Genomic DNA, 20,265 nt, shown 5'->3' on the forward strand with positions numbered 1-20,265 from the left:
GGGCGGCATATCACCGTATTCGTAAGCGGGTTCTTTGGGAGAACCGGGGCTTGGATGGATATGACGAACAGCATCCCGACGACCGTCTTACGAGCAATCACCCACTGCTCCTCATGCACGATGGCAAGCCGGTAGGCACTGCCAGACTAGACGTTGCTGGTCCGCGCCTCGGCGTTGTCAGGCTTGTTGCCATCAAACCGAATCTGCAGCGGCGTGGCCTAGGCCGGATTCTCATGCAGGAAGTCGAGAGCTATGCCCGCCATGTTGGTTTGGAGCGGCTTGAAGTCAATGCCGCTAAGGAGGCAGAGGGGTTCTATCAAAGCCTCGGCTGGGTGGCCGTTCGGTCCGACCGGAAAAACCCATTGATGACAAAGTCCCTCAGTCCTGGAGAAATCCAATAGTGGCGGCGCCAAACCAAACGGTCGACATCGCCATTATCGGCGGCGGCATCATCGGCATCTGTGTCGCCGCCTATCTGGCCGAGGCGGGGCGAAACGTCACGATCTTCGATCGGACGGGGATCTGCGAGGAAACGAGTTCCGGCAATGCCGCCGCCCTGGCCTTTTCCGATGTGCTGCCGCTGGCCCACAAGGGCATGATCAGGCACTTGCCGAAATGGCTTGCCGATCCGCTCGGCCCGCTCAGCATCCCGCCGGCCTATCTGCCGAAGCTGCTGCCCTGGCTCATCCGCTTCTGGCGCGCCGGACGAAGCGACCGCTACGAGGCCAGCCTCGCGGCGCAGGCCGGGATGATGCGGCTCGCCGAGGCCGAATGGGCCGGGCTGATGGCGCGCTCGGGCACCGAAAATATGCTGCGCGAGGACGGCTCGCTCGAACTTTACGAGAGCGAGGCCGAGTTCAAGGCGTCGCTGCCCGGCTGGGCGGCGAGGCAACGCTTCGGCATCGGCTTCAGCCATGTCGAGGGCGATGCGCTCGCCGCCTTGCAGCCGGGCCTGTCGCCGCGTTTCGTCAAGGGCACTTTCGTGCCGGGATGGAAGACCGTTACGGATCCGAAATTATTGGGCAAAGCGATCTGGGCCTATGCCGAGACCAAGGGCGCGCGTTTCGAAAAGGCTCGGATCGACCACGTCGGGGCGGGACAGGACGGCGCGACATTGACGCTGGCCGATGGCACGGTGCGGCAGGCAAAACGCCTCGTCATCGCCGCCGGCGCCTGGTCGCATCTCCTGGCGAAACATATCGGCGACCGCATCCCGCTCGAAACCGAGCGCGGCTACAACACGACGCTGCCGAAGACTGCCTTCGACGTGAAGCGGCAACTGATCTTCTCCGGCCACGGCTTCGTCGTCACGCCGCTTGAAACCGGCGTGCGCGTCGGCGGCGCGGTCGAGTTCGGCGGCATCGAGCGGCCGCCCAACTACGCCCGCTCAAAAGCGCTGCTCGACAAGGCACAGAAATTCCTGCCGGGGCTTGACCCGGCCGGCGGCCGCGAATGGATGGGATTGCGGCCGTCGCTCCCGGATTCGCTGCCGGTGATCGGTGGCGCCAGGCAGGCCGGCACGATAGTCTATGCCTTCGGCCACGGCCATCTCGGCCTGACCCAGGCGGGTGCCACCGGACGCCTGGTCCGCGATCTCATTCTCGGCCAAAATCCGGTGTTTGATCTTTCTCCGTTTTCTCCGAACCGCTTCTGACGGGATCTAGAAATGGCGCGCCACTCCTTCTTCTGCATCGACGGTCACACTTGCGGCAATCCGGTGCGGCTGGTCGCCGGCGGCGGACCGCTGCTCAACGGCGCGACGATGATGGAGCGGCGCGCGCATTTCCTGGCCGAGTATGACTGGATCCGCACCGGGCTGATGTTCGAACCGCGCGGCCATGATTTGATGTCCGGCTCGATCCTCTATCCGCCGACGCGGCCCGATTGCGACATCGCCATCCTGTTCATCGAAACCTCGGGTTGCCTGCCAATGTGCGGTCACGGCACCATTGGCACGGTGACGATGGCAATCGAGCACGGGCTGGTCAAGCCGAAGACACCGGGCTTGCTCAGGCTGGACACGCCGGCCGGCCTGGTCACCGCCGAGTACAGGCAGGTCGGCGACTATGTCGAGGAGGTGCGCATCACCAACGTGCCGTCCTTCCTCCATGCCGAGGGTCTGACTGTCGAATGCCCGCAGCTCGGCGAGATCAGCGTCGATGTCGCCTATGGCGGCAATTTCTACGCCATCGTCGAGCCTCAGAAGACCTATCGCGACATGGCCGACCACTCTGCCGGCGACCTCATCGCCTGGAGCCCGGTGGTGCGGCAGCGGCTCAACGAAAAATACCCCTTCGTGCATCCCGAGAATCCCGGCATCGAACGGCTGTCGCACATACTGTGGACGGGCGCGCCGACCGACAGCCAGGCTGATGCGCGCAACGCCGTCTTCTACGGCGACAAGGCGATCGACCGCTCGCCTTGCGGCACCGGCACCTCGGCGCGGATGGCGCAGCTTCACGCCAAGGGCAAGCTTGGGACCGGCGACGAATTCGTCCACGAATCGATCATCGGTTCGCTGTTCAAGGGCAGGGTCGAGAAGGAAGTCACGGTGGCGGGCAAGCCGGCGATCATACCCTCGATCGGCGGCTGGGCGCGCATGACCGGATTGAACACGATCTTCATCGACGATCGCGATCCGTTCGCGCACGGATTCGTCGTCAAATAGAGAGAGAATCCTGACGCAGGGGAATCGAACAGAATGCAAGGATCGATTGCCCAGACGGCGCAACGATCCCGCTCATCAACTTATTTTTACGGCGATTCCTTCGAAGCATCGTGCATTTTGACGACGAATCGCCAAAGACATTGCGTTAGGCCAATGATAGGGTCGGCGATAGTCCAGAGGCCGGGAAGGGAAGAACGGGCAATCCGATTGCGTGCTTCAAAATCACGCATGCCGATTAAAGAATGACGTTGCAATCCGGGCTCGAAACTTTACGACTAGGGGAAATACGAAAAGGAATGCGTCTGCATGGGCGACATTCCAGGGGAGCCACGACAGCATGCAGTATTTTGTCCAGCAGCTTATCAATGGGCTGACGCTGGGATCGATCTATGGACTGATCGCGATCGGCTACACGATGGTCTACGGTATCATCGGCATGATCAATTTCGCCCATGGCGACATCTTCATGGTCGGCGCCTTCGCCGCCCTCATCGTTTTCCTCATCCTCGGCGCGATGTTCTATTCGGTGCCGGTGGTGATCGCGCTGCTGGTCATGATGATCGTCGCGATGCTGCTGACCAGCCTGTACAACTGGACGATCGAAAAGGTCGCCTACCGGCCGTTGCGCGGGTCGTTCCGGCTGGCGCCGCTGATCACCGCGATCGGCATGTCGATCGCGCTGTCGAACTTCGTCCAGGTGACGCAAGGGCCGCGCAACAAGCCGATCCCGCCGATGGTGTCCAAGGTCTATAATATCGAGGGCGTCAGCGTGTCGCTGAAGCAAATCGTCATCGTCATCGTCACCGCGCTGCTGCTGGCGCTGTTCTGGTACCTAGTCAACAAGACCTCGCTGGGTCGAGCCCAAAGGGCGTGCGAGCAGGACCGCAAGATGGCGGCGTTGCTCGGCATCGACGTCGACCGCACCATCTCGATCACCTTCGTCATGGGTGCCGCCCTTGCCGCCGTCGCCGGCACGCTGTTCCTGATGTATTATGGGGTCATCGCCTTCTCCGACGGTTTCACGCCCGGCGTGAAGGCGTTCACCGCGGCCGTGCTCGGCGGCATCGGCTCGTTGCCCGGCGCCGTGCTCGGCGGGCTTATGATCGGCTTCATCGAAAGCATGTGGTCGGCTTATTTCTCGATCGACTACAAGGACGTCGCGGCCTTCTCCATCCTGGCGATCGTGCTGATCTTCCTGCCTTCCGGCATTCTCGGCCGGCCAGAAGTCGAAAAGGTCTGAGTTCATGGCGGTCACCACGTCTCCGGAGCGCGACATCGTCGCCACTCCCATGCAGCGCGCTACCCGCGAAGCGCTTTATGCCGGCGCCATCGCGCTCGGCCTGTTCGTGCTGTTCATCGGCCTGAGGACCGATCAGAACATCTCCAACGAGCTGATCCTTGTACAGCGCTGGTGGCTTCTAGCAGTCGTGGTCGTGCTGACCATGGCCGGCCGTTTTCTCTATGTCGCCTACGGACAGCCTTTTCTGGCAAATCAGAAGATCGTCGACGTCGCCACCGGCCTGCTGCCGCAGAGCATGGCGGCGCGGTTCTTCCGCTTGCCGTATTTCATCGCTGCCGTCGTCACAGTGGCCGTGCTGGTTTTCCTCGCCGGCTCCCTTGACGGATTGCTGGGCCCTGGCCTGGCCGGTTATGCACGGTTCCTGAGAGCGCTGGCGACCATCTACTCCCTGGCCTCGGTGATGTTTTATTTCCGAACCTTCATCCATGCCCATTTCTCGGCATTGGGCATAACCGCACTGGCGCTCTACCCGATCATCGTTGTGCTGGTGCTTGCTCTGTACGGAGGATCGGTGGCCGCCGGGTTCCAGGGTTCTCTGAAATGGGTCGACAATTACGGCATTCAGATCCTGATCTATGTCATGCTGGCCTGGGGGCTGAACATCGTCGTTGGCCTCGCCGGCCTGCTCGACCTTGGTTATGTCGCCTTCTATGCCGTCGGCGCCTATGCCTATGCGCTGCTCGGCACGCAATACGGCCTGTCGTTCTGGATCCTGCTGCCTGCCGCCGGCGCCATGGCCGCCTTCTGGGGGGTGCTGCTCGGCTTTCCGGTGCTGCGCCTGCGCGGCGACTATCTGGCGATCGTGACGCTGGCCTTCGGCGAGATCATTCGTCTCGTGCTGATCAATTGGCGTGAGGTTACCAACGGCTCGGCCGGTATCTCCGGCATTCCCAAGGTCACGTTTTTCGGACTGATGTCGTTCAACGTCTCGGATCCGAACTATATCGCCAAGGTCTTGGACATCGCCACGTCGAGCGCCTATTACAAGATCTTCCTCTACTACCTGATCCTCGGGCTCTGCCTGCTCACCGCCTTCGTCACCATAAGGCTTAGGCGCATGCCCGTCGGCCGCGCCTGGGAAGCGCTGCGCGAGGACGAGATCGCTTGCCGCTCGCTCGGCATCAACACCACCACCACCAAGCTCACCGCCTTTGCCACCGGCGCCATGTTCGGCGGCTTCGCCGGCTCGTTCTTCGCCGCGCGGCAAGGTTTCGTCAGCCCCGAATCCTTCATCTTCCTGGAATCGGCTATCATCCTCGCCATCGTCGTGCTCGGCGGCATGGGTTCGCTGGTCGGCATCGCCGTCGCCGCCATGGTGATGATCGGTGGCACCGAGGTGCTGCGCGAGCTCGATTTCCTGAAACAGGTCTTCGGTCCCGACTTCACGCCGGAACTCTACCGCATGCTGCTGTTCGGCATGGCCATGGTCATCGTCATGCTGTGGAAGCCGCGCGGCTTCGTCGGCAGTCGTGAACCGACAGCCTTTCTCAAGGAGAGCAGGGCTGTATCCGGCTCCTTCACCAAGGAGGGCCACGGCTGATGAGCGATGCGAACCCATCCGTGAACGATGCCATCCTGCAGGTCGAACATCTGTCGATGAAGTTCGGCGGTCTGGTCGCCATCGGCGACCTGTCCTTCCAGGCCAGGCGCGGCGAGATCACCGCGCTGATCGGGCCGAACGGCGCCGGCAAGACAACCGTGTTCAACTGCATCACCGGCTTCTACAAGCCGTCTGAGGGCATGCTCACGCTCAACCGGCGCGACGGCTCGAGCTATCTGCTCGAACGGCTGCCGAACCATGAGATTCCGGCGCGAGCCAAGGTGGCGCGCACCTTCCAGAACATCCGCCTGTTTTCCGGCATGACGCTGCTGGAGAACCTGCTGGTGGCGCAGCACAACAAGCTGATGAAGGCGTCCGGCTACACTGTCCTCGGCCTGTTTGGCTTCAGCGGCTACCGGACGGCGTCGGCCGAGTCGATCGATCTCGCCAGGCACTGGCTGGAAAAGGCCGACCTCGTCGATCGAGCCGACGATCCGGCCGGCGACTTGCCCTACGGCGCGCAGCGGCGCCTGGAGATCGCGCGGGCCATGTGCACGGGTCCGGAACTGCTCTGCCTCGACGAACCGGCGGCAGGGCTCAATCCGAAGGAATCAATGGCGCTCAACGCGCTCCTTATGGACATCAAGGACAACACCGGCACCTCGATCCTGCTGATCGAGCACGACATGGCGGTGGTCATGCAGATTTCCGACCATGTCGTGGTGCTCGAATACGGGCGCAAGATCTCGGACGGCAGTCCGCATGCGGTGCGCACCGACCCGCGTGTCATCGCCGCCTATCTTGGGGTCGAAGACGAGGACGTCGAGACGGTGCTGATCGAGGTCGGCGACGAAGACGTCATCGAGCAACTCGACACCGGCCCGGATTCGACGCACGGTCCGGACTCGTCGTCCTCGTATTTCGCCGGGCCAGTGATCGACACCGTCGGACACAGTGAGGGCGAACGCGTCACGGTGTCGAAGGGCGCGTCGAAAGCCGGGCAGGTCGATGCAAGGTCGGGCGCGGCGGCAAGGCCCGCATCGCCGGCCGAAGCCAAACCGACGGAGAAACCTTCCGCGACAAAGCCGCCGGCCGCCAAGGCTCCGGCAAAGCCCAAGACACCGGGCGACTCCGACCGGGGCGGAGGGAATGAATGATGGCCGGCACAACGCTGCTCGACATCAAGGGCGTCCAGACCTATTACGGCAACATCAGGGCGCTGAACGGCGTCGATGTCACCGTCAAGCAGGGCGAGATCGTGGCGCTGATCGGCGCCAATGGCGCCGGCAAGTCGACGCTGATGATGACCATTTTTGGTGCACCACGGGCGCGGGCGGGCACCATCACCTTCGCCGGCACCGACATCACCCAGTTGCCGACCCATGAGATCGCGCGCATGCGCATCGCCCAGTCGCCGGAGGGCCGGCGCATCTTCCCGCGCATGACGGTGATGGAAAACCTGCAGATGGGCGCCAGCCTCGACGACCTCAAGCACTACGACGAGGACGTCGAGAAGGTATTCACGCTGTTTCCACGCCTGAAGGAACGCATTGCCCAGCGCGGCGGCACGCTGTCGGGCGGCGAGCAGCAGATGCTTTCGATCGGACGTGCGCTGATGGCGCGGCCGAAACTGCTCTTGCTCGACGAGCCGTCGCTGGGCCTGGCGCCGCTGATCGTCAAGCAGATCTTCGACGCCATCCGCGAGTTGAACCGCACGCAGGGGCTGACCGTGTTCCTGGTCGAGCAGAACGCCTTCGGCGCGCTGAAGCTCGCCACGCGCGGCTATGTCATGGTCAACGGCAACGTGACGATGAGCGGCACCGGCAAGGAGCTGCTCGCCGATCCGGACGTGCGCGCCGCCTATCTCGAAGGCGGCCATCACTGAGTTCAGGAGTTTTCATCATGCAGGGCATTCTCTATGAGGAACCCTCGGTCTGGCAGTTCTTCTTCGTCACCTGCCTGCTTGGCGGCTGGGCGGCGTGGATGACGGGCAAGGCCTGCGCCCAGACATGGCGCAGCGTCGTCCAATTGTTCGCCTATTTGCTCGGCCTCGGTATAGCCGTAAGGTTCATCCATCACGCGCTGTTCGGCGGCACGATGTTCTCGCTGCACTACTACATCGTCGACACCATCGTCCTGATGATATTGGGCTTCATCGGCTATCAATACACGCGCACGAACCAGATGGTGACACAGTATAGCTGGCTCTACGAAAGAGCATCGCTTTTGAGTTGGAAACCAAAAGGTTGACGTTCATCATTAACGCCGTTTCGGGGATGAATCGGCGTGACAAGTGCCTGAAAATCGGCAAAGTACGCTTTCTGCGAGTAAAGGTGGGCATCGCATGAAAGCATCATCCACGCCCACTCTGTAAATGGGAGCGTTTTACATGAGAAAATCACTTTTGTCCGCCGTCGCCCTGACCGCGCTCGTCGCGTTCAGCGGAAGCGCGTGGGCTGACGTCCTGATCGGAGTTGCCGGTCCGATCACCGGCCCGAATGCCGCCTTCGGCGCGCAGCTGCAGAAGGGCGCCGAACAGGCTGTCGCAGACATCAATGCGGCCGGCGGCATCAACGGCGAGCAGGTCAAGCTCACGGTCGGCGACGACGTCTCCGATCCGAAGCAGGGCATTTCGGTTGCCAACAAGTTCGTCGGCGACGGCGTCAAGTTCGTGGTCGGCCACTTCAACTCGGGCGTTTCGATCCCGGCATCGGAAGTCTACGCGGAGAACGGCATCCTCGAGATCACGCCGGCCGCGACCAACCCGCAGTTCACCGAGCGCGGCCTGTGGAACACGTTCCGTACCTGCGGACGCGACGACCAGCAGGGCAGCATCGCCGGCGCCTATCTCGCGGAGAACTTCAAGGATGCCAAGATCGCGGTCGTCCACGACAAGACGACCTATGGTCAGGGCCTTGCCGACGAGACCAAGAAGGCGATGAACGCTGCCGGCGTGACGGAAGTCATGTATGAAGGCGTCAATATCGGCGACAAGGACTTCTCGGCGTTGATCGCCAAGATGAAACAAGCCGGCGTTTCCATCATCTATTGGGGTGGTCTGCACACCGAAGCCGGACTGATCATCCGCCAGGTGGCTGACCAGGGCCTCGAGGCCACGCTGGTTTCCGGCGACGGCATCGTGTCGAACGAACTGGCCTCAATCGCCGGTGACGCGGTTGCGGGCACGCTGAACACGTTCGGCCCGGATCCTCGTCTGATCCCGGCGAACAAGGAACTGGTCGAGAAGTTCCGAGCGCAGGGCTTCGAGCCGGAGGCCTACACGCTTTATTCCTACGCCGCCATGCAGGCGATCGTGGGAGCCGCCACAGCCGCCAAGTCGAACGATCCGATGGAAGTTGCCAAGGCTCTCAAGGCCAACGGCCCGTTCAAGACCGTGCTGGGCGATCTTTCCTACGACGAGAAGGGCGATCCGACGCTGCCTGGCTACGTCATGTACGAATGGAAGAAGGGCGACGACGGCAAATACACCTACGTCCAGAAGATGTAAGCCTGTCGACGGACGACGACAATTCCGGAATGCCCGGCGCCTCGCGCCGGGCATTTTTCGTGTGTGCCGTTTTACCTTTCGTCGGAGCACCCTTTGCGCATTCGAGGGAACGCGCGGCGCTCTACCCAATGGCTGGATTTAAATCGGTTTAATCGTCGCCGCCCGATTTTGTTTGCGCTGCAGCATTTTCGCGTTAATCATGGCGCAGTTCCCCTTCCGTCAGCGTCCGGAGCCTTGTCCTTGGCAATCACGAAGATCCTTGTCGCCAACCGGTCCGAAATCGCCATCCGCGTCTTCCGCGCGGCCAACGAACTCGGCCTCAAAACCGTGGCGATCTGGGCCGAGGAGGACAAGTACTCGCTGCACCGCTTCAAGGCGGATGAAAGCTATCAGGTCGGGCGCGGGCCGCATCTGACCAGGGATATGGGGCCGATCGAAAGCTATCTGTCGATCGAGGAAGTGATCCGCGTCGCCAGGCTTTCGGGCGCCGATGCCATCCATCCGGGCTATGGGCTGTTGTCGGAAAGCCCTGAATTCGCCGAAGCCTGCGCCAAGGCCGGCATCATTTTCATCGGACCCAAGCCGGATACGATGCGCAGGCTCGGCAACAAGGTCGCCGCACGCAACCTGGCGATCGAGGTCGGCGTGCCGGTAATCCCCGCCACCGAGCCGTTGCCGGACGACATCGAGACGGTGAAGGCGCTCGCCAGGACGATCGGCTATCCGGTGATGCTGAAGGCGTCGTGGGGCGGCGGCGGCCGCGGCATGCGCGCCATCCGCTCGGAAGCCGATCTCGCCCGCGAGGTGACGGAAGGCAAGCGCGAAGCGAAAGCTGCCTTCGGCAAGGACGAGGTCTATCTCGAAAAGCTGATCGAGCGCGCCCGCCATGTGGAGGTGCAGGTGCTGGGCGACACACACGGCAATGCCGTGCACCTGTTCGAGCGCGATTGCTCCATCCAGCGCCGCAACCAGAAGGTGGTCGAGCGCGCGCCGGCGCCGTATCTCGAAATGTCGCAGCGCGAAGAGCTTTGCGGCTACGCGCTGAAGATCGCGCGCGAGACGAGCTATATCGGCGCCGGCACGGTCGAATTCCTGCAGGATGCCGACACCGGCAAATTCTACTTCATCGAGGTCAACCCGCGCATCCAGGTCGAGCACACGGTCACCGAACAGGTGACCGGCATCGACATCGTCAAGGCGCAGATCCACATCCTCGATGGCTTTGCCATCGGCACGCCGGAATCGGGCGTGCCGGCGCAGAAGGATATCAGGCTCAACGGCCACGCGCTGCAGTGCCGCATCACCACGGAAGATCCCGAACATAATTTCATCCCCGACTATGGCCGCATCACCGCCTATCGCGGCGCCACCGGTTTCGGCATCCGCCTCGATGGCGGCACCGCTTATTCGGGCGCGGTCATCACCCGTTTCTACGACCCGCTGCTGGAAAAGGTGACGGCCTGGGCGCCGACGCCGGCCGAGACCATCGCCCGCATGAACCGGGCGCTGCGCGAGTTCCGTATTCGTGGGGTGGCGACCAACCTCACCTTCCTCGAGGCGATCATCAATCACCCAAGTTTCGCCGAAAATTCCTATACGACCAAGTTCATCGATACGACACCGGAACTGTTCGCGAGCGTGAAGCGGCAGGATCGCGCGACCAAGCTGCTCAACTACCTGGCCGATGTCAGCGTCAACGGCCATCCCGAGACTCGTGGCCGGCCGCAGCCGAAGGCCGATGCGGCGGCGCCCATGGTGCCCTATCTCAACGGCAATGTGCCCGATGGCAGCAAGCAGAAGCTCGACGCGCTTGGGCCGGAGAAATTCGCGGCCTGGATGCGCGCACGCAAAGAAGTGCTGGTCACCGACACGACGATGCGCGACGGACACCAATCCCTGCTGGCAACGCGCGTGCGCACCTATGACATCGCCGGCATTGCCGGCACCTATGCGCGCGCACTGCCGCAGCTTTTGTCGCTCGAATGCTGGGGCGGGGCGACATTCGACGTCGCCATGCGCTTCCTCACCGAAGACCCGTGGGAGCGGCTGGCGCTGGTGCGCGAGGCAGCGCCCAATCTGTTGCTGCAGATGCTTTTGCGCGGCGCCAACGGCGTTGGCTACACCAACTATCCGGACAATGTCGTCCAGCATTTCGTCAAACAGGCAGCAAGCGGCGGCGTCGACCTGTTCCGCGTCTTTGACTGTTTGAACTGGGTCGACAACATGCGCGTCGCCATGGACGCTGTCGGCGCCGAAGGCAAGCTGATCGAAGCAGCGATCTGCTACACCGGCGACATACTCGACCCGGCCCGAGCCAAGTACGACCTCAAATACTACGTCGCACTGGCCAGGGAGTTGCAGGCGGCCGGCGCCCATATCATCGCGGTCAAGGACATGGCCGGGCTCTTGAAGCCGAATGCCGCCCGCGCTCTGTTCAAGGCGCTGCGCGAGGCGACCGACCTGCCGATCCACTTTCATACGCACGACACGTCAGGCCTGTCGGCGGCGACGGTGCTGGCGGCGGTGGACAGCGGTGTCGACGCCATCGACGCGGCGATGGACGCCCTGTCCGGCAACACCTCGCAGCCTTGCCTGGGCTCGATCGTCGAGGCGCTGAAGGGCACCGAGCGGGATCCGGGCCTCGACCCGCAATGGATCAGGAATATCTCGTTCTACTGGGAGGCGGTGCGCAACCAGTATGCTGCCTTCGAAAGCGACCTGAAGGGGCCGGCCTCGGAAGTCTATTTGCACGAAATGCCGGGTGGGCAGTTCACCAACCTCAAGGAGCAGGCGCGCTCGCTCGGGCTGGAGACGCGCTGGCACGAAGTGGCGCAGACCTATCACGACGTCAATCTGATGTTCGGTGACATCGTCAAGGTGACGCCGTCGTCCAAGGTCGTCGGCGACCTGGCGCTGATGATGGTGAGCCAGGACCTGACGGTTGCCGATGTCGAAAATCCGGCCAGGGATATCGCCTTCCCCGACTCGGTCGTGTCGATGCTGCGCGGTGATCTCGGCCAGTCGCCGGGCGGTTGGCCGGAGGCATTGCAGAAGAAGGTGCTGAAAGGCGACAAACCGATCACCGTGCGGCCCGGTTCGCTGCTGAAAGCAGCCAATCTCAAGGCCAGCCGCAAGGAGATCGAAGACAAGCTCGAACGCAAGCTCAGCGAATTCGAATTCGCCTCGTGGCTGATGTACCCGAAGGTCTTCTCCGACTTTACCGCAGCGCAGGAAACCTATGGGCCGGTCAGCGTGCTGCCGACGCCGACCTATTTCTACGGCATGAAGCCGGAGGACGAGATCTTTGTCGACATCGAGAAGGGCAAGACGCTGGTGGTGCGCTGCCTGGCCATAGGCGATGTCGACGAGAAGGGCATGGTCACCGTGTTCTTCGAGCTCAACGGCCAGCCGCGCCGGGTCAAAGTGCCGGATCGGGCGCATGGCGCTTCCGCCGCCAAGGCGCGGCGCAAGGCCGAGCCCGGCAACGAGGCGCATGTCGGCGCACCGATGCCGGGCGTCGTCTCGGCGCTCGCCGTTGCCGCCGGCCAGGCGGTCAAGGCCGGCGACGTGCTTTTGTCCATCGAGGCGATGAAGATGGAGACGGCATTGCATGCCGAGCGTGATGGGGTTGTCGCCGAAGTGCTGGTCAAGACCGGCGACCAGATCGACGCCAAGGATCTGCTGATCGCATTCGGATGAGACAGAAATGTTGCCCAGGCAGAGTTGTCTGCGTCTGGCGGCAGCCCTTCATGCCGCATCGATAACAGCTTGACCGGTCGGCTCCGGTCGGGCATCGAACCGCTGCAAATTCGCCGCGACGGTTCGTGAGTCGCGGCATGGAAAACGACGCGGAGAGAAAATGGCCGACGACATCACCGAGACCAGCCAGACTGTTGCCGCCGGCCAGCTGCGAGCCTTCATCGAGCGCATCGAGCGGCTCGAGGAGGAGAAGAAGACGATCGCCGACGACATCAAGGAAGTGTTCGCCGAGGCCAAGGGCACCGGCTTCGACACCAAGGCGATGCGGTCGATCATCCGGCTGCGCAAGAAGGACCAGGCTGAGCGGCAAGAGGAGGAAACCATCCTCGATCTCTACAAAGCCGCACTCGGCATGGTGTAAGGCTGGTAACAGCCCTGGGCGCCGGTTGCGCCTGCAACGGGTCGAACCATGAGCGAATTCGACTTTGGCGGCCGCCGCGCCTCTGAGTTCCGCCAACGCGGCTTCTGGACGCTGTTCGCGGAACGGCATCCGGAAGAAAGGCCTCTGATGGCGCGGCGCGGACCCTGGTTCTGGCAGCGCGGGCTGCCCGACTTCGCATTGGTCCTTTCCATGTATGTCGCGCCGGCGCAGAACCATGTCGGCGTCTTCTTCGGCCGCAACGAGAAGTTCGGTGCCACGCAAGCCTGGTCGCGGTTGAAGCCGTTCCAGCCGGCGATTGAAGACAGGTTGAAGCTCAGGCCGGAACAGAGCTGCGAAGGCCTCGGCATCAATTCGCTGTGGCGCGTGAACTGTTTTGCCGAGGACAATTGGCCGGCCATGGCCGACTGGCTGGTGACGGAAGCATCGCGTTTCGAGCGCGCCGTTGCCGAGGTGCTGGGCGGGGGTGGCGAAGCCGGACCGTGAATTCGCGTCGCAGTGGCTTGAGTTAGTTCGGCTTCGCCGTGTCGCGGCCAATCCGATCGAGATGCTGTTGCAGCGCCAGATGGTCGAGCGCATCCACCCGCAGATTGGTGAACAGCGAGATGCGGTTGTTGAGCATGCGATAGGCATCGGCAAAGGCAAGATGCAGTTCGGCTTCGGTGCCGTCTGCCTTGGCTGGGTCCGGTATCGACCAGAGCGCGGTCATCGGATGACCCGGCCAGATCGGACAGGATTCATTCGCGGTGCTGTCGCAAAGCGTGAAGATGAAATTCATTTCCGGCGCGTCGGGCTCGGCAAACTCGTCCCAGCCTTTCGAACGGGCGAAGCTCGTGTCGTAGCTAAGGCTTTCGAGCAGCTGCAATGCGTAGGGATTGACCTCACCCCTCGGCTGCGAACCGGCGGAAAAGGCCTTGAACCTGCCGCCACCGATCCGGCTGAGGATGGCTTCCGCCATAATCGATCGCGCCGAATTGGCGTTGCAAAGAAACAGCACGTTGTAGACATTATCGCTCATCTCAAGACCTCCCCTGGCAGGCGACTGGATGATGGGGGCGGCAGAGTCCGGCAAGGTGTCTTTGCCGAGACGCCGACAAGGGCGACGTAGAAAGGTTTCACGACCGTTTGATGACAATTTGTCAAATCATACGCTTGCGTGCCGATGATCGATTTGCGTTGACAGGCTTGCTGCTTTGGAAATCTCTGCGGCTGTCGAATGAGAGAAAGCCGTATCGATGAGTGCGCCGGAGACTTTCGAAGGCGAAGACGGCAAGGCAGGCCGTGCGGCGGGTTTCTTCCGCTCGCGCTGGCAAGGCACGGCCCCGCTAGACCGGCTGTTCTGGCGCGATCTTGTCCTTGTCGGCACGGCGATCAACATCGCCGTGTCGGTGCTGGCGCTGATCCTGCTCGGGCTGAAGCTGCCGCTCGCTCTCGTTCTGGCGGTGCATTTCGCGCCGGTGCCGTACAATTTCTTCCTGACTTTTGCGGTGTGGCGGACCGCCGAGAAAACCGGCGGCGTCAAGGCTTCGCTGATGACGCTGGGGGCCGTGCTGTGGCTGATCCTGGTGGTGGTGATCTGACAGGACAGTGCTGCCGTCAAAGGCCGGCGGAAGCCGTCCTTTGACAACGTTGAATTCCAGTCAGGCGGCCGGCTCGAATTTCAGCGCGACCCCGTTGATGCAATAGCGTAGGCCTGTCGGCGGCGGGCCGTCCTCGAAGACGTGGCCGAGATGGCTGCCGCAGCGGGCGCAGTGGCATTCGGTGCGGACCATGCCGTAGCTGCGGTCGACGGTCGTCTCGACCGAACCGGGCACCGGATCGTTGAAGCTTGGCCAGCCGGTGCCGCTCTCGAACTTCAGCTTGGATTCGAACAAGGGCTGGTCGCAGCCGACGCAGGAAAAAGTGCCGGCGCGCTTCTCGTGGAGCAGCGCGCAACTGCCCGGCCGCTCGGTGCCGTGATTGCGCATCACCGCGTATTGCTCCGGCGTCAGCCGCGCGCGCCATTCGGCATCTGTTCGGGTAACAGGGTAGGTGTGACTATCCATCTTTGCCTCTTAGCTCATGCTGCTATTGGGCTGCTTTCCCAAGTTCGCCTAAAATAGGCATTTGTTACGGCGTTTGCCCGTATTTCCAATCCTGCCGCGAAGAATTCCTCAGGCGATCGCTGCCAGATACCGCGCAACAGATCTTGCAAATGCCGTCTTTGCATCGCCGATGACGTTCTGGTTCCACCATGCGCCATAGATATGGTCGAACGCGAAAGGCTCCAGTGCCGACGCGATGCGGAGTACCTTCGGCGCATTGAGCGGGATGTAGTTCGGGTAGCTGTACATGAAGCTGACATGGCGGCGGGTTGGCGTCACCTGCAAGATGTCGCCGGCCAGGATGGCGTCGTCGCCGTCGCGCTTCCAGTGCAGCACCTGGCCACCGGCAAAGTGACCGCCGCAACGGATAAGTGTCAGCGAGGGGTTCAGGGCGCGCGTCTCGCCCTGCCAACTGACAACAGCCGGATGCGGCCGCATGATCCACTTGCGGTCATCGGCATGCAGATAAATCGGCACGCCGCCAAACGCCTCGCTCCACTCGACCATCGCCGAATAATAATGGCAGTGCGAAATGGCGATCGCGGTGAGGCCGCCTCGTCGGTTGATTTCGGCCACCGCCTCGTCGCTGACCATCGAGATGCAGTCCCACAGCACATTGCCGTGCGGCGTCTGTGCCAGCAGCGCCCGCTGACCGATGGCGAAGCGCGGCTCGATGCCGAAGGCGAGCACGCCGGCGTCGTCCTTCATCACGATCCGATGCCCGGCGGCGAGCTCTTGCGGCGTGATCCAGGCCTGGCCCTCCCAGCGCACATATTGCCGCTCGTCCTCGCAGATCGGGCAATGTTGCGGCGGCGCGGCTGCCGCCGCGAACTGGACGCCACATTGCAGGCAGAGGAAACAGGTCGGACGTCCTGTTTTGCGTGAATCCATTCAGTGCTTCCTTGAAAGCTGCTTCGTCGCGGCCTCGAGCCCGGCGAGCGTCAGCGGAAACATGCGGCCGCCGAAGATGTCGCGGATCATGGCGATCGAATGGGTAAAACCCCAGTGCTTTTCGCTTTCGGGGTTGAGCCATACCGCGTTCGGCCATTGCTGCAGCAGACGGCTGAGCCAGACGACGCCGGCCTCCGGATTCCAGTGCTCGACCGAGCCGCCGGGATGCGCGATCTCATAGGGGCTCATCGAGGCGTCGCCGACGACGATCACCTTGTAGTCCGGACCGTATTTGTGGAGGAGATCGAAAGTTGGAATCACCTCCGCATGGCGACGGCGATTGTCCTTCCACACACTCTCATAAAGGCAGTTGTGGAAGTAAAAATATTCGAGCTGGCGGAATTCGGCGCGGGCGGCCGAAAACAGCTCCTCGACGCTTCTGATGTGATCGTCCATCGAGCCGCCGACATCGAAGAACATCAGCAGCTTCACGGCGTTGCGCCGCTCGGGCCGTGTCTGCACGTCGAGATAGCCGTGCTCGGCCGTGGCGTGGATTGTGCCGGGCAGGTCGAACTCTTCCTCGGCGCCTTCGCGCACCCAGCGACGCAAGCGCTTCAGCGCGATCTTGATGTTGCGGGTGCCGAGCTCGACGGCATCGTCGAAATTCCTGAACTCACGCCTGTCCCAGACTTTCACCGCACGGCGGTTGCGGCTCTCATGCTGGCCGATGCGAACGCCTTCGGGATTGTAGCCATAGGCGCCGAAGGGTGAGGTGCCGCCGGTGCCGATCCATTTCGACCCGCCCTGGTGGCGGCCCTTCTGTTCCTCCAGCCGCTTTTTGAGCGTTTCCATCAGCTTTTCGAAACCGCCCAGCGCCTCGACCAGCTTTTTCTCCTCATCGGTCAGGTGCTTTTCGGCAAGCCGCCGCAGCCATTCCTCCGGAATGTTCTCGACGTCGACCGGGTTTTCGCCAGCCAGCGCTTCGACACCCCTAAAGATGTGCGAAAAGACCTGGTCAAAACGGTCGATGTGGCGCTCGTCCTTCACCAGTGCCGAGCGGGCGAGATAGTAAAAACCCTCGACGTCATAGTCGACCAGCCCCGCCTCCAGCCCTTCCAGCAGCGACAGATATTCCCGGAGCGAGACGGGAACCCGCGCAGCCTTCAGTTCGAGGAAGAAGGGGATGAACATCGTCCGACTTCTATCTGTGCCCTTCGATCTTCTCGCGAGCGGCGCTGGCGATGAAGGCGGAACGCGTGAGGCCGCGTCGGCTCGCTTCGGCATCGATTGCCGCCAAGAGACCTGCGTCGAGCGACAGATTGGCTCGGACAGGCCGTCCGGAATCGATCAGCACGGGGATCATCACGGCAGATTCTCCGGCGGCGCTATCGATTTCGCCCAGTCGGAGCAGATCTACCACCGTGCGCGCGTCGGGCAAGGGCAAGTGCTTCGCCCTTCGTGCCTCAGCCCATTCGCGAACGGCGGAGGTCGCGTCGGCTATCGCCTCCTCGGGACTTGCGCCACCGCCGTGACATCCGGGAAGATCGGGGACCCGCACTCCCCAGACATCATCTGCGCCGTCAAGAATTCCGACAAAGTGCGTCATCATTCCTCCTTAAATCCATCCGGCAAGCCGGGCGATCGACCGTTCATCACATCAGATCATATTCGATGAAGCCGGTCCTGCGCGCCACGTGGTCGTAGAGCTTGCGCGCGGTGGTGTTGGTCTCGTGCGTCATCCAGTAGACGTTCTTGACGCCGATCTTGCCGGCTTCCTGCTTGACTGCTTCGATCAGGGCGGCGCCGACGCCTTTGCCGCGCACGTCCGGGTCGGCGAACAGGTCCTGCAGATAGCAGTTGTTTTTTTCGGACCAGCAGGAGCGATGGTAGAGATAGTGCGTCAGGCCGACCGCCTTACCGCCGAGCGTGGCGATGAACCCTTTTGGTTCAAACTCACCCGCCGTGAACAGCCGCTTCCAGGTGACGGCGTAGACGTCTTCGGGCAGCTCGGTTTTGTAGAAGGTGAGGTAGGCAGTCCACAGACGCTGCCAGTCGGCGTGGTCGGATTGTGCCAGTGGGCGGACGGTGATCTCGGTCATTTCATTTCCTTCCGAAGCTTCGGCCCAGGCTGCCCCGGTGCCCGGACGGCGGCAACGGTCCAGCAACGGGAAAGCGCTGTCCGCCGCATGCCCGGCCCTCCGCTATGGCTTCGGGCGTTCGTCGCTCGAAAAGCCAAATCGTCGGCTTTTCGTCGGCCGACCGCTCCTCACCCCTGCCTTCTCGCCATGAAGGCCAGCCGCTCGAACAGATGCACGTCCTGTTCGTTCTTCAACAGCGCGCCGTGCAGCTTGGGCAGTGCGTTTTTCGGGTCGGCGCGCAAATCCTCGGGCGCGATATCGTCGGTCACGAGCAGGCGGATCCAGTCCAGTGCCTCGGAGGTCGACGGCTTCTTCTTCAGGCCCGGCACGTCGCGGATCTCGTAGAACTGGGTGAGTGCGGCGCGCACTAGGTTCTGCTTGATGCCGGGATAGTGCACGTCGACGATCCGATGCAGCGTCTCGACGTCGGGAAAGCGGATATAGTGGAAGAAGCAGCGGCGCAGGAAGGCGTCCGGCAGTTCCTTCTCGTTGTTGGAGGTGATGATGACGATCGGGCGCACGGCAGCGCGGATCGTTTCGCCGGTCTCGTAGACGAAGAACTCCATTCGATCGAGTTCCTGCAGCAAATCGTTGGGGAACTCGATGTCAGCCTTGTCGATCTCATCGATCAGAAGCACGACCTTCTTGGCCGTCGCGAAGGCATCCCACAGCTTGCCACGCTTGATATAATTGCTGACGTCGTTGAAGCGCTCGTCGCCGAGTTGGCTGTCGCGCAGCCGCGACACGGCGTCATACTCGTAGAGCCCCTGCTGCGCCCTCGTCGTCGACTTGACGTGCCATTCGATCAGCTCGAGGCCGAGCGCGGCCGCCACTTGCCTGGCCAGTTCCGTCTTGCCGGTGCCGGGCTCGCCCTTGACCAGCAATGGCCGCTCCAGCGCGATCGCCGCATTGACCGCCACCATCAAATCCTTGTCGGCGACATAGGCCGCCGTGCCTTCGAAACGCATTTTTGCTCCTCGGTTGTGATGGCAACCGTAAGGAGGCAGCCCGGCCCATGCAAGGCGCAGGGGCGAGGGCGCTGTGAAGCCTTGTGCCAGGAAACTCCCAGGCAGGGGTTTGCGACGAATTAAGCCAGGGAGCATGGCCATCTCTATGGCGCTTGGTTGATCGTCGGCCTATATTGGGCGTGACGGTCTGCGCTTCCCGGCAGGAGAACATTTTCCCCGGGGCCTTAATGATCCCTAGGGAGCTGTCCCTGGGAAGACCCGTGGGTTTTCTCATACGGCGCCCACCTACTTTGTAGGTTCCCGGGATCGCTCTCTCCACCGGTTGTGTGGATCGCCACTCGACGCAAAGGATCCACTCAAATTCGGTGGACCGTGCGGTGGAAAACGTCGCTCCTAAAACTCCATCCAAATCTGACCTTTTCTACCGTCGGCGCATGACATCCTTGAAAGACCTGAAAAAAAAACTGCGACGCGAAGCACTCGGGCGCCGCGACGCGCTCGATCCGTTCTGGCGGGTGGAGGCAGCGCTCGAAATGGCCGAGACGGCGCGGGACAGCATTGCGATGGAGCCGGGCCAGATCGTCTCCGGCTTCTGGCCGATGCGCTCGGAAGTCGACGTCCGGCCGCTGATGTTCGCCTTGCGCGAAAAAGGTGCACGGCTTTGCCTGCCGGCGATTCTCGACAAGACCACCATCGTCTTTCGCGAACTGGTGCGCGGCGCGCCGATGATCGACATGGGGTTCGGCACCGTCGGGCCGCATGAGGAGGCCGAGGTGCTCGATCCCCAGGTGATGCTGGTGCCGCTCGCGGCTTTCGACGCGCGCGGCCACCGCATCGGCTATGGCGCCGGCTATTACGACCGTGCCATCGCGCGGCTGGTCGACAAGGGGCAGCCGCCCAGGCTGATCGGCATTGCTTTCGACTGCCAGCAGGTGGCGCTGGTGCCGGACGAGCCGCATGACGTGACCATTCCGGAAATACTCACCGAGAGCGGGTTGCGCCGGTTCGCGCCGAAATTGTAGATAAGTTC

Annotated in this window: 20 protein-coding genes, 1 other RNA gene and 2 pseudogenes; 16 read left to right on the forward strand and 7 right to left on the reverse strand. The window is 62.4% G+C overall.

From position 1 onward, the window contains the following. Window positions 1-50 precede the first annotated feature (50 nt). From M727_RS0111815 to M727_RS0111870, 13 genes and pseudogenes are all read left to right on the forward strand, one after another. Complete coding sequence (locus M727_RS0111815; protein WP_236473476.1) at window positions 51-401, forward strand: GNAT family N-acetyltransferase; 351 nt, start codon at window positions 51-53, stop codon at window positions 399-401. Further along, window positions 398-1,654: an FAD-binding oxidoreductase gene (locus M727_RS0111820; protein ID WP_027152861.1), complete on the forward strand. Its 1,257-nt coding sequence runs from the start codon at window positions 398-400 to the stop codon at window positions 1,652-1,654. Before M727_RS0111815 ends, M727_RS0111820 begins: the two co-directional genes overlap by 4 nt. 12 nt (window positions 1,655-1,666) lie before the next feature. Next, window positions 1,667-2,668, forward strand: a complete 1,002-nt coding sequence (locus M727_RS0111825) for a 4-hydroxyproline epimerase (protein WP_027152862.1) — start codon at window positions 1,667-1,669, stop codon at window positions 2,666-2,668. Between the two features lie 337 nt (window positions 2,669-3,005). Continuing rightward, window positions 3,006-3,908, forward strand: coding sequence for a branched-chain amino acid ABC transporter permease (locus M727_RS0111830; RefSeq protein ID WP_023800038.1), 903 nt, complete (start codon window positions 3,006-3,008; stop codon window positions 3,906-3,908). A gap of 49 nt (window positions 3,909-3,957) precedes the next feature. Then, window positions 3,958-4,254: pseudogene (locus M727_RS43990) on the forward strand (DUF3382 domain-containing protein); the annotation flags it as partial. A 144-nt stretch (window positions 4,255-4,398) separates the two neighbouring features. After that, window positions 4,399-5,508: pseudogene (gene livM, locus M727_RS0111835) on the forward strand (high-affinity branched-chain amino acid ABC transporter permease LivM); the annotation flags it as partial. Next, the gene (locus tag M727_RS36290; protein WP_084646708.1) at window positions 5,508-6,665 is read left to right on the forward strand and encodes an ABC transporter ATP-binding protein; all 1,158 of its coding nucleotides are present in this window, start codon (window positions 5,508-5,510) and stop codon (window positions 6,663-6,665) included. The pseudogene livM and the gene M727_RS36290, both read left to right, overlap by 1 nt. Beyond that, a complete protein-coding gene (locus M727_RS0111845) occupies window positions 6,665-7,393 on the forward strand; it encodes an ABC transporter ATP-binding protein (RefSeq protein ID WP_027152864.1) in 729 nt (242 codons plus the stop codon). Before M727_RS36290 ends, M727_RS0111845 begins: the two co-directional genes overlap by 1 nt. Window positions 7,394-7,410: 17 nt before the next feature. Then, window positions 7,411-7,758 (forward strand): DUF6867 family protein, encoded by a 348-nt coding sequence (locus M727_RS0111850; protein ID WP_027152865.1) that lies wholly within the window; start codon window positions 7,411-7,413, stop codon window positions 7,756-7,758. A 139-nt stretch (window positions 7,759-7,897) separates the two neighbouring features. Beyond that, complete coding sequence (locus M727_RS0111855; RefSeq protein WP_023800033.1) at window positions 7,898-9,016, forward strand: branched-chain amino acid ABC transporter substrate-binding protein; 1,119 nt, start codon at window positions 7,898-7,900, stop codon at window positions 9,014-9,016. Between the two features lie 240 nt (window positions 9,017-9,256). Next, window positions 9,257-12,715, forward strand: coding sequence for a pyruvate carboxylase (gene pyc, locus M727_RS0111860; RefSeq protein WP_027152866.1), 3,459 nt, complete (start codon window positions 9,257-9,259; stop codon window positions 12,713-12,715). Window positions 12,716-12,875: 160 nt separating this feature from the next. Beyond that, window positions 12,876-13,136, forward strand: a complete 261-nt coding sequence (locus tag M727_RS0111865) for a DUF2312 domain-containing protein (protein ID WP_023800031.1) — start codon at window positions 12,876-12,878, stop codon at window positions 13,134-13,136. A gap of 48 nt (window positions 13,137-13,184) precedes the next feature. Beyond that, window positions 13,185-13,640 carry a hypothetical protein gene (locus tag M727_RS0111870; RefSeq protein WP_027152867.1) on the forward strand — a complete coding sequence of 152 codons (456 nt, stop codon included), beginning with the start codon at window positions 13,185-13,187 and terminating at the stop codon, window positions 13,638-13,640. A gap of 22 nt (window positions 13,641-13,662) precedes the next feature. Here M727_RS0111870 and M727_RS0111875 read toward each other — a convergent pair whose 3' ends face one another. After that, window positions 13,663-14,172 (reverse strand): arsenate reductase ArsC, encoded by a 510-nt coding sequence (locus tag M727_RS0111875; RefSeq protein WP_027152868.1) that lies wholly within the window; start codon window positions 14,170-14,172, stop codon window positions 13,663-13,665. A gap of 217 nt (window positions 14,173-14,389) precedes the next feature. On the opposite strand from M727_RS0111875, the gene M727_RS0111880 reads away from it, so the two are divergent. Then, on the forward strand, window positions 14,390-14,734 hold the full coding sequence (locus tag M727_RS0111880; protein ID WP_027152869.1) for a hypothetical protein: 345 nt from the start codon (window positions 14,390-14,392) through the stop codon (window positions 14,732-14,734). Between the two features lie 60 nt (window positions 14,735-14,794). Here the strand turns inward: M727_RS0111880 and msrB are convergent, their stop codons facing one another. From msrB to M727_RS0111910, 6 genes are all read right to left on the reverse strand, one after another. Next, complete coding sequence (msrB, locus tag M727_RS0111885) at window positions 14,795-15,199, reverse strand: peptide-methionine (R)-S-oxide reductase MsrB (RefSeq protein ID WP_027152870.1); 405 nt, start codon at window positions 15,197-15,199, stop codon at window positions 14,795-14,797. Between the two features lie 108 nt (window positions 15,200-15,307). Then, window positions 15,308-16,129, reverse strand: a complete 822-nt coding sequence (locus M727_RS0111890) for an MBL fold metallo-hydrolase (RefSeq protein WP_027152871.1) — start codon at window positions 16,127-16,129, stop codon at window positions 15,308-15,310. Then, a complete protein-coding gene (locus M727_RS0111895) occupies window positions 16,130-17,320 on the reverse strand; it encodes a VWA domain-containing protein (RefSeq protein ID WP_027152872.1) in 1,191 nt (396 codons plus the stop codon). It lies immediately after the preceding gene. A gap of 10 nt (window positions 17,321-17,330) precedes the next feature. Beyond that, on the reverse strand, window positions 17,331-17,738 hold the full coding sequence (locus M727_RS0111900) for a type II toxin-antitoxin system HicB family antitoxin (protein WP_027152873.1): 408 nt from the start codon (window positions 17,736-17,738) through the stop codon (window positions 17,331-17,333). 43 nt (window positions 17,739-17,781) lie between these two features. Next, entirely contained in the window at window positions 17,782-18,228 is a 447-nt protein-coding gene (locus M727_RS0111905; RefSeq protein ID WP_023800023.1) for a GNAT family N-acetyltransferase, read from the reverse strand. 167 nt (window positions 18,229-18,395) lie between these two features. Further along, complete coding sequence (locus tag M727_RS0111910) at window positions 18,396-19,235, reverse strand: MoxR family ATPase (protein WP_027152874.1); 840 nt, start codon at window positions 19,233-19,235, stop codon at window positions 18,396-18,398. A gap of 181 nt (window positions 19,236-19,416) precedes the next feature. Between M727_RS0111910 and ssrS the strand changes: the two genes are divergently transcribed. Together ssrS and M727_RS0111915 are read left to right on the forward strand one after the other, a co-directional pair. Next, window positions 19,417-19,572: non-coding RNA, 6S RNA (ssrS, locus tag M727_RS39895), on the forward strand. 97 nt (window positions 19,573-19,669) lie between these two features. Next, entirely contained in the window at window positions 19,670-20,257 is a 588-nt protein-coding gene (locus M727_RS0111915) for a 5-formyltetrahydrofolate cyclo-ligase (RefSeq protein WP_027152875.1), read from the forward strand. The last annotated feature ends 8 nt before the right edge of the window (window positions 20,258-20,265 follow it).

The organism is Mesorhizobium sp. WSM2561 (genome assembly GCF_000513915.1).
Classification (GTDB): domain Bacteria; phylum Pseudomonadota; class Alphaproteobacteria; order Rhizobiales; family Rhizobiaceae; genus Mesorhizobium; species Mesorhizobium muleiense.

What these genes read in the sequence shown, in the direction of transcription:
- M727_RS0111915 (WP_027152875.1), top strand. Translation starts at nt 19,670, where the DNA reads ATGACATCCTTGAAAGACCTGAAAAAAAAACTGCGACGCGAAGCACTC.
- M727_RS0111890 (WP_027152871.1), bottom strand. Translation starts at nt 16,129, where the DNA reads ATGGATTCACGCAAAACAGGACGTCCGACCTGTTTCCTCTGCCTGCAA.
- M727_RS0111865 (WP_023800031.1), top strand. Translation starts at nt 12,876, where the DNA reads ATGGCCGACGACATCACCGAGACCAGCCAGACTGTTGCCGCCGGCCAG.
- M727_RS0111900 (WP_027152873.1), bottom strand. Translation starts at nt 17,738, where the DNA reads ATGATGACGCACTTTGTCGGAATTCTTGACGGCGCAGATGATGTCTGG.
- M727_RS36290 (WP_084646708.1), top strand. Translation starts at nt 5,508, where the DNA reads ATGAGCGATGCGAACCCATCCGTGAACGATGCCATCCTGCAGGTCGAA.
- M727_RS0111910 (WP_027152874.1), bottom strand. Translation starts at nt 19,235, where the DNA reads ATGCGTTTCGAAGGCACGGCGGCCTATGTCGCCGACAAGGATTTGATG.
- M727_RS0111895 (WP_027152872.1), bottom strand. Translation starts at nt 17,320, where the DNA reads ATGTTCATCCCCTTCTTCCTCGAACTGAAGGCTGCGCGGGTTCCCGTC.
- M727_RS0111855 (WP_023800033.1), top strand. Translation starts at nt 7,898, where the DNA reads ATGAGAAAATCACTTTTGTCCGCCGTCGCCCTGACCGCGCTCGTCGCG.
- M727_RS0111870 (WP_027152867.1), top strand. Translation starts at nt 13,185, where the DNA reads ATGAGCGAATTCGACTTTGGCGGCCGCCGCGCCTCTGAGTTCCGCCAA.
- M727_RS0111830 (WP_023800038.1), top strand. Translation starts at nt 3,006, where the DNA reads ATGCAGTATTTTGTCCAGCAGCTTATCAATGGGCTGACGCTGGGATCG.
- M727_RS0111845 (WP_027152864.1), top strand. Translation starts at nt 6,665, where the DNA reads ATGGCCGGCACAACGCTGCTCGACATCAAGGGCGTCCAGACCTATTAC.
- M727_RS0111875 (WP_027152868.1), bottom strand. Translation starts at nt 14,172, where the DNA reads ATGAGCGATAATGTCTACAACGTGCTGTTTCTTTGCAACGCCAATTCG.
- M727_RS0111825 (WP_027152862.1), top strand. Translation starts at nt 1,667, where the DNA reads ATGGCGCGCCACTCCTTCTTCTGCATCGACGGTCACACTTGCGGCAAT.
- M727_RS0111880 (WP_027152869.1), top strand. Translation starts at nt 14,390, where the DNA reads ATGAGTGCGCCGGAGACTTTCGAAGGCGAAGACGGCAAGGCAGGCCGT.
- msrB (WP_027152870.1), bottom strand. Translation starts at nt 15,199, where the DNA reads ATGGATAGTCACACCTACCCTGTTACCCGAACAGATGCCGAATGGCGC.
- M727_RS0111905 (WP_023800023.1), bottom strand. Translation starts at nt 18,228, where the DNA reads ATGACCGAGATCACCGTCCGCCCACTGGCACAATCCGACCACGCCGAC.
- M727_RS0111850 (WP_027152865.1), top strand. Translation starts at nt 7,411, where the DNA reads ATGCAGGGCATTCTCTATGAGGAACCCTCGGTCTGGCAGTTCTTCTTC.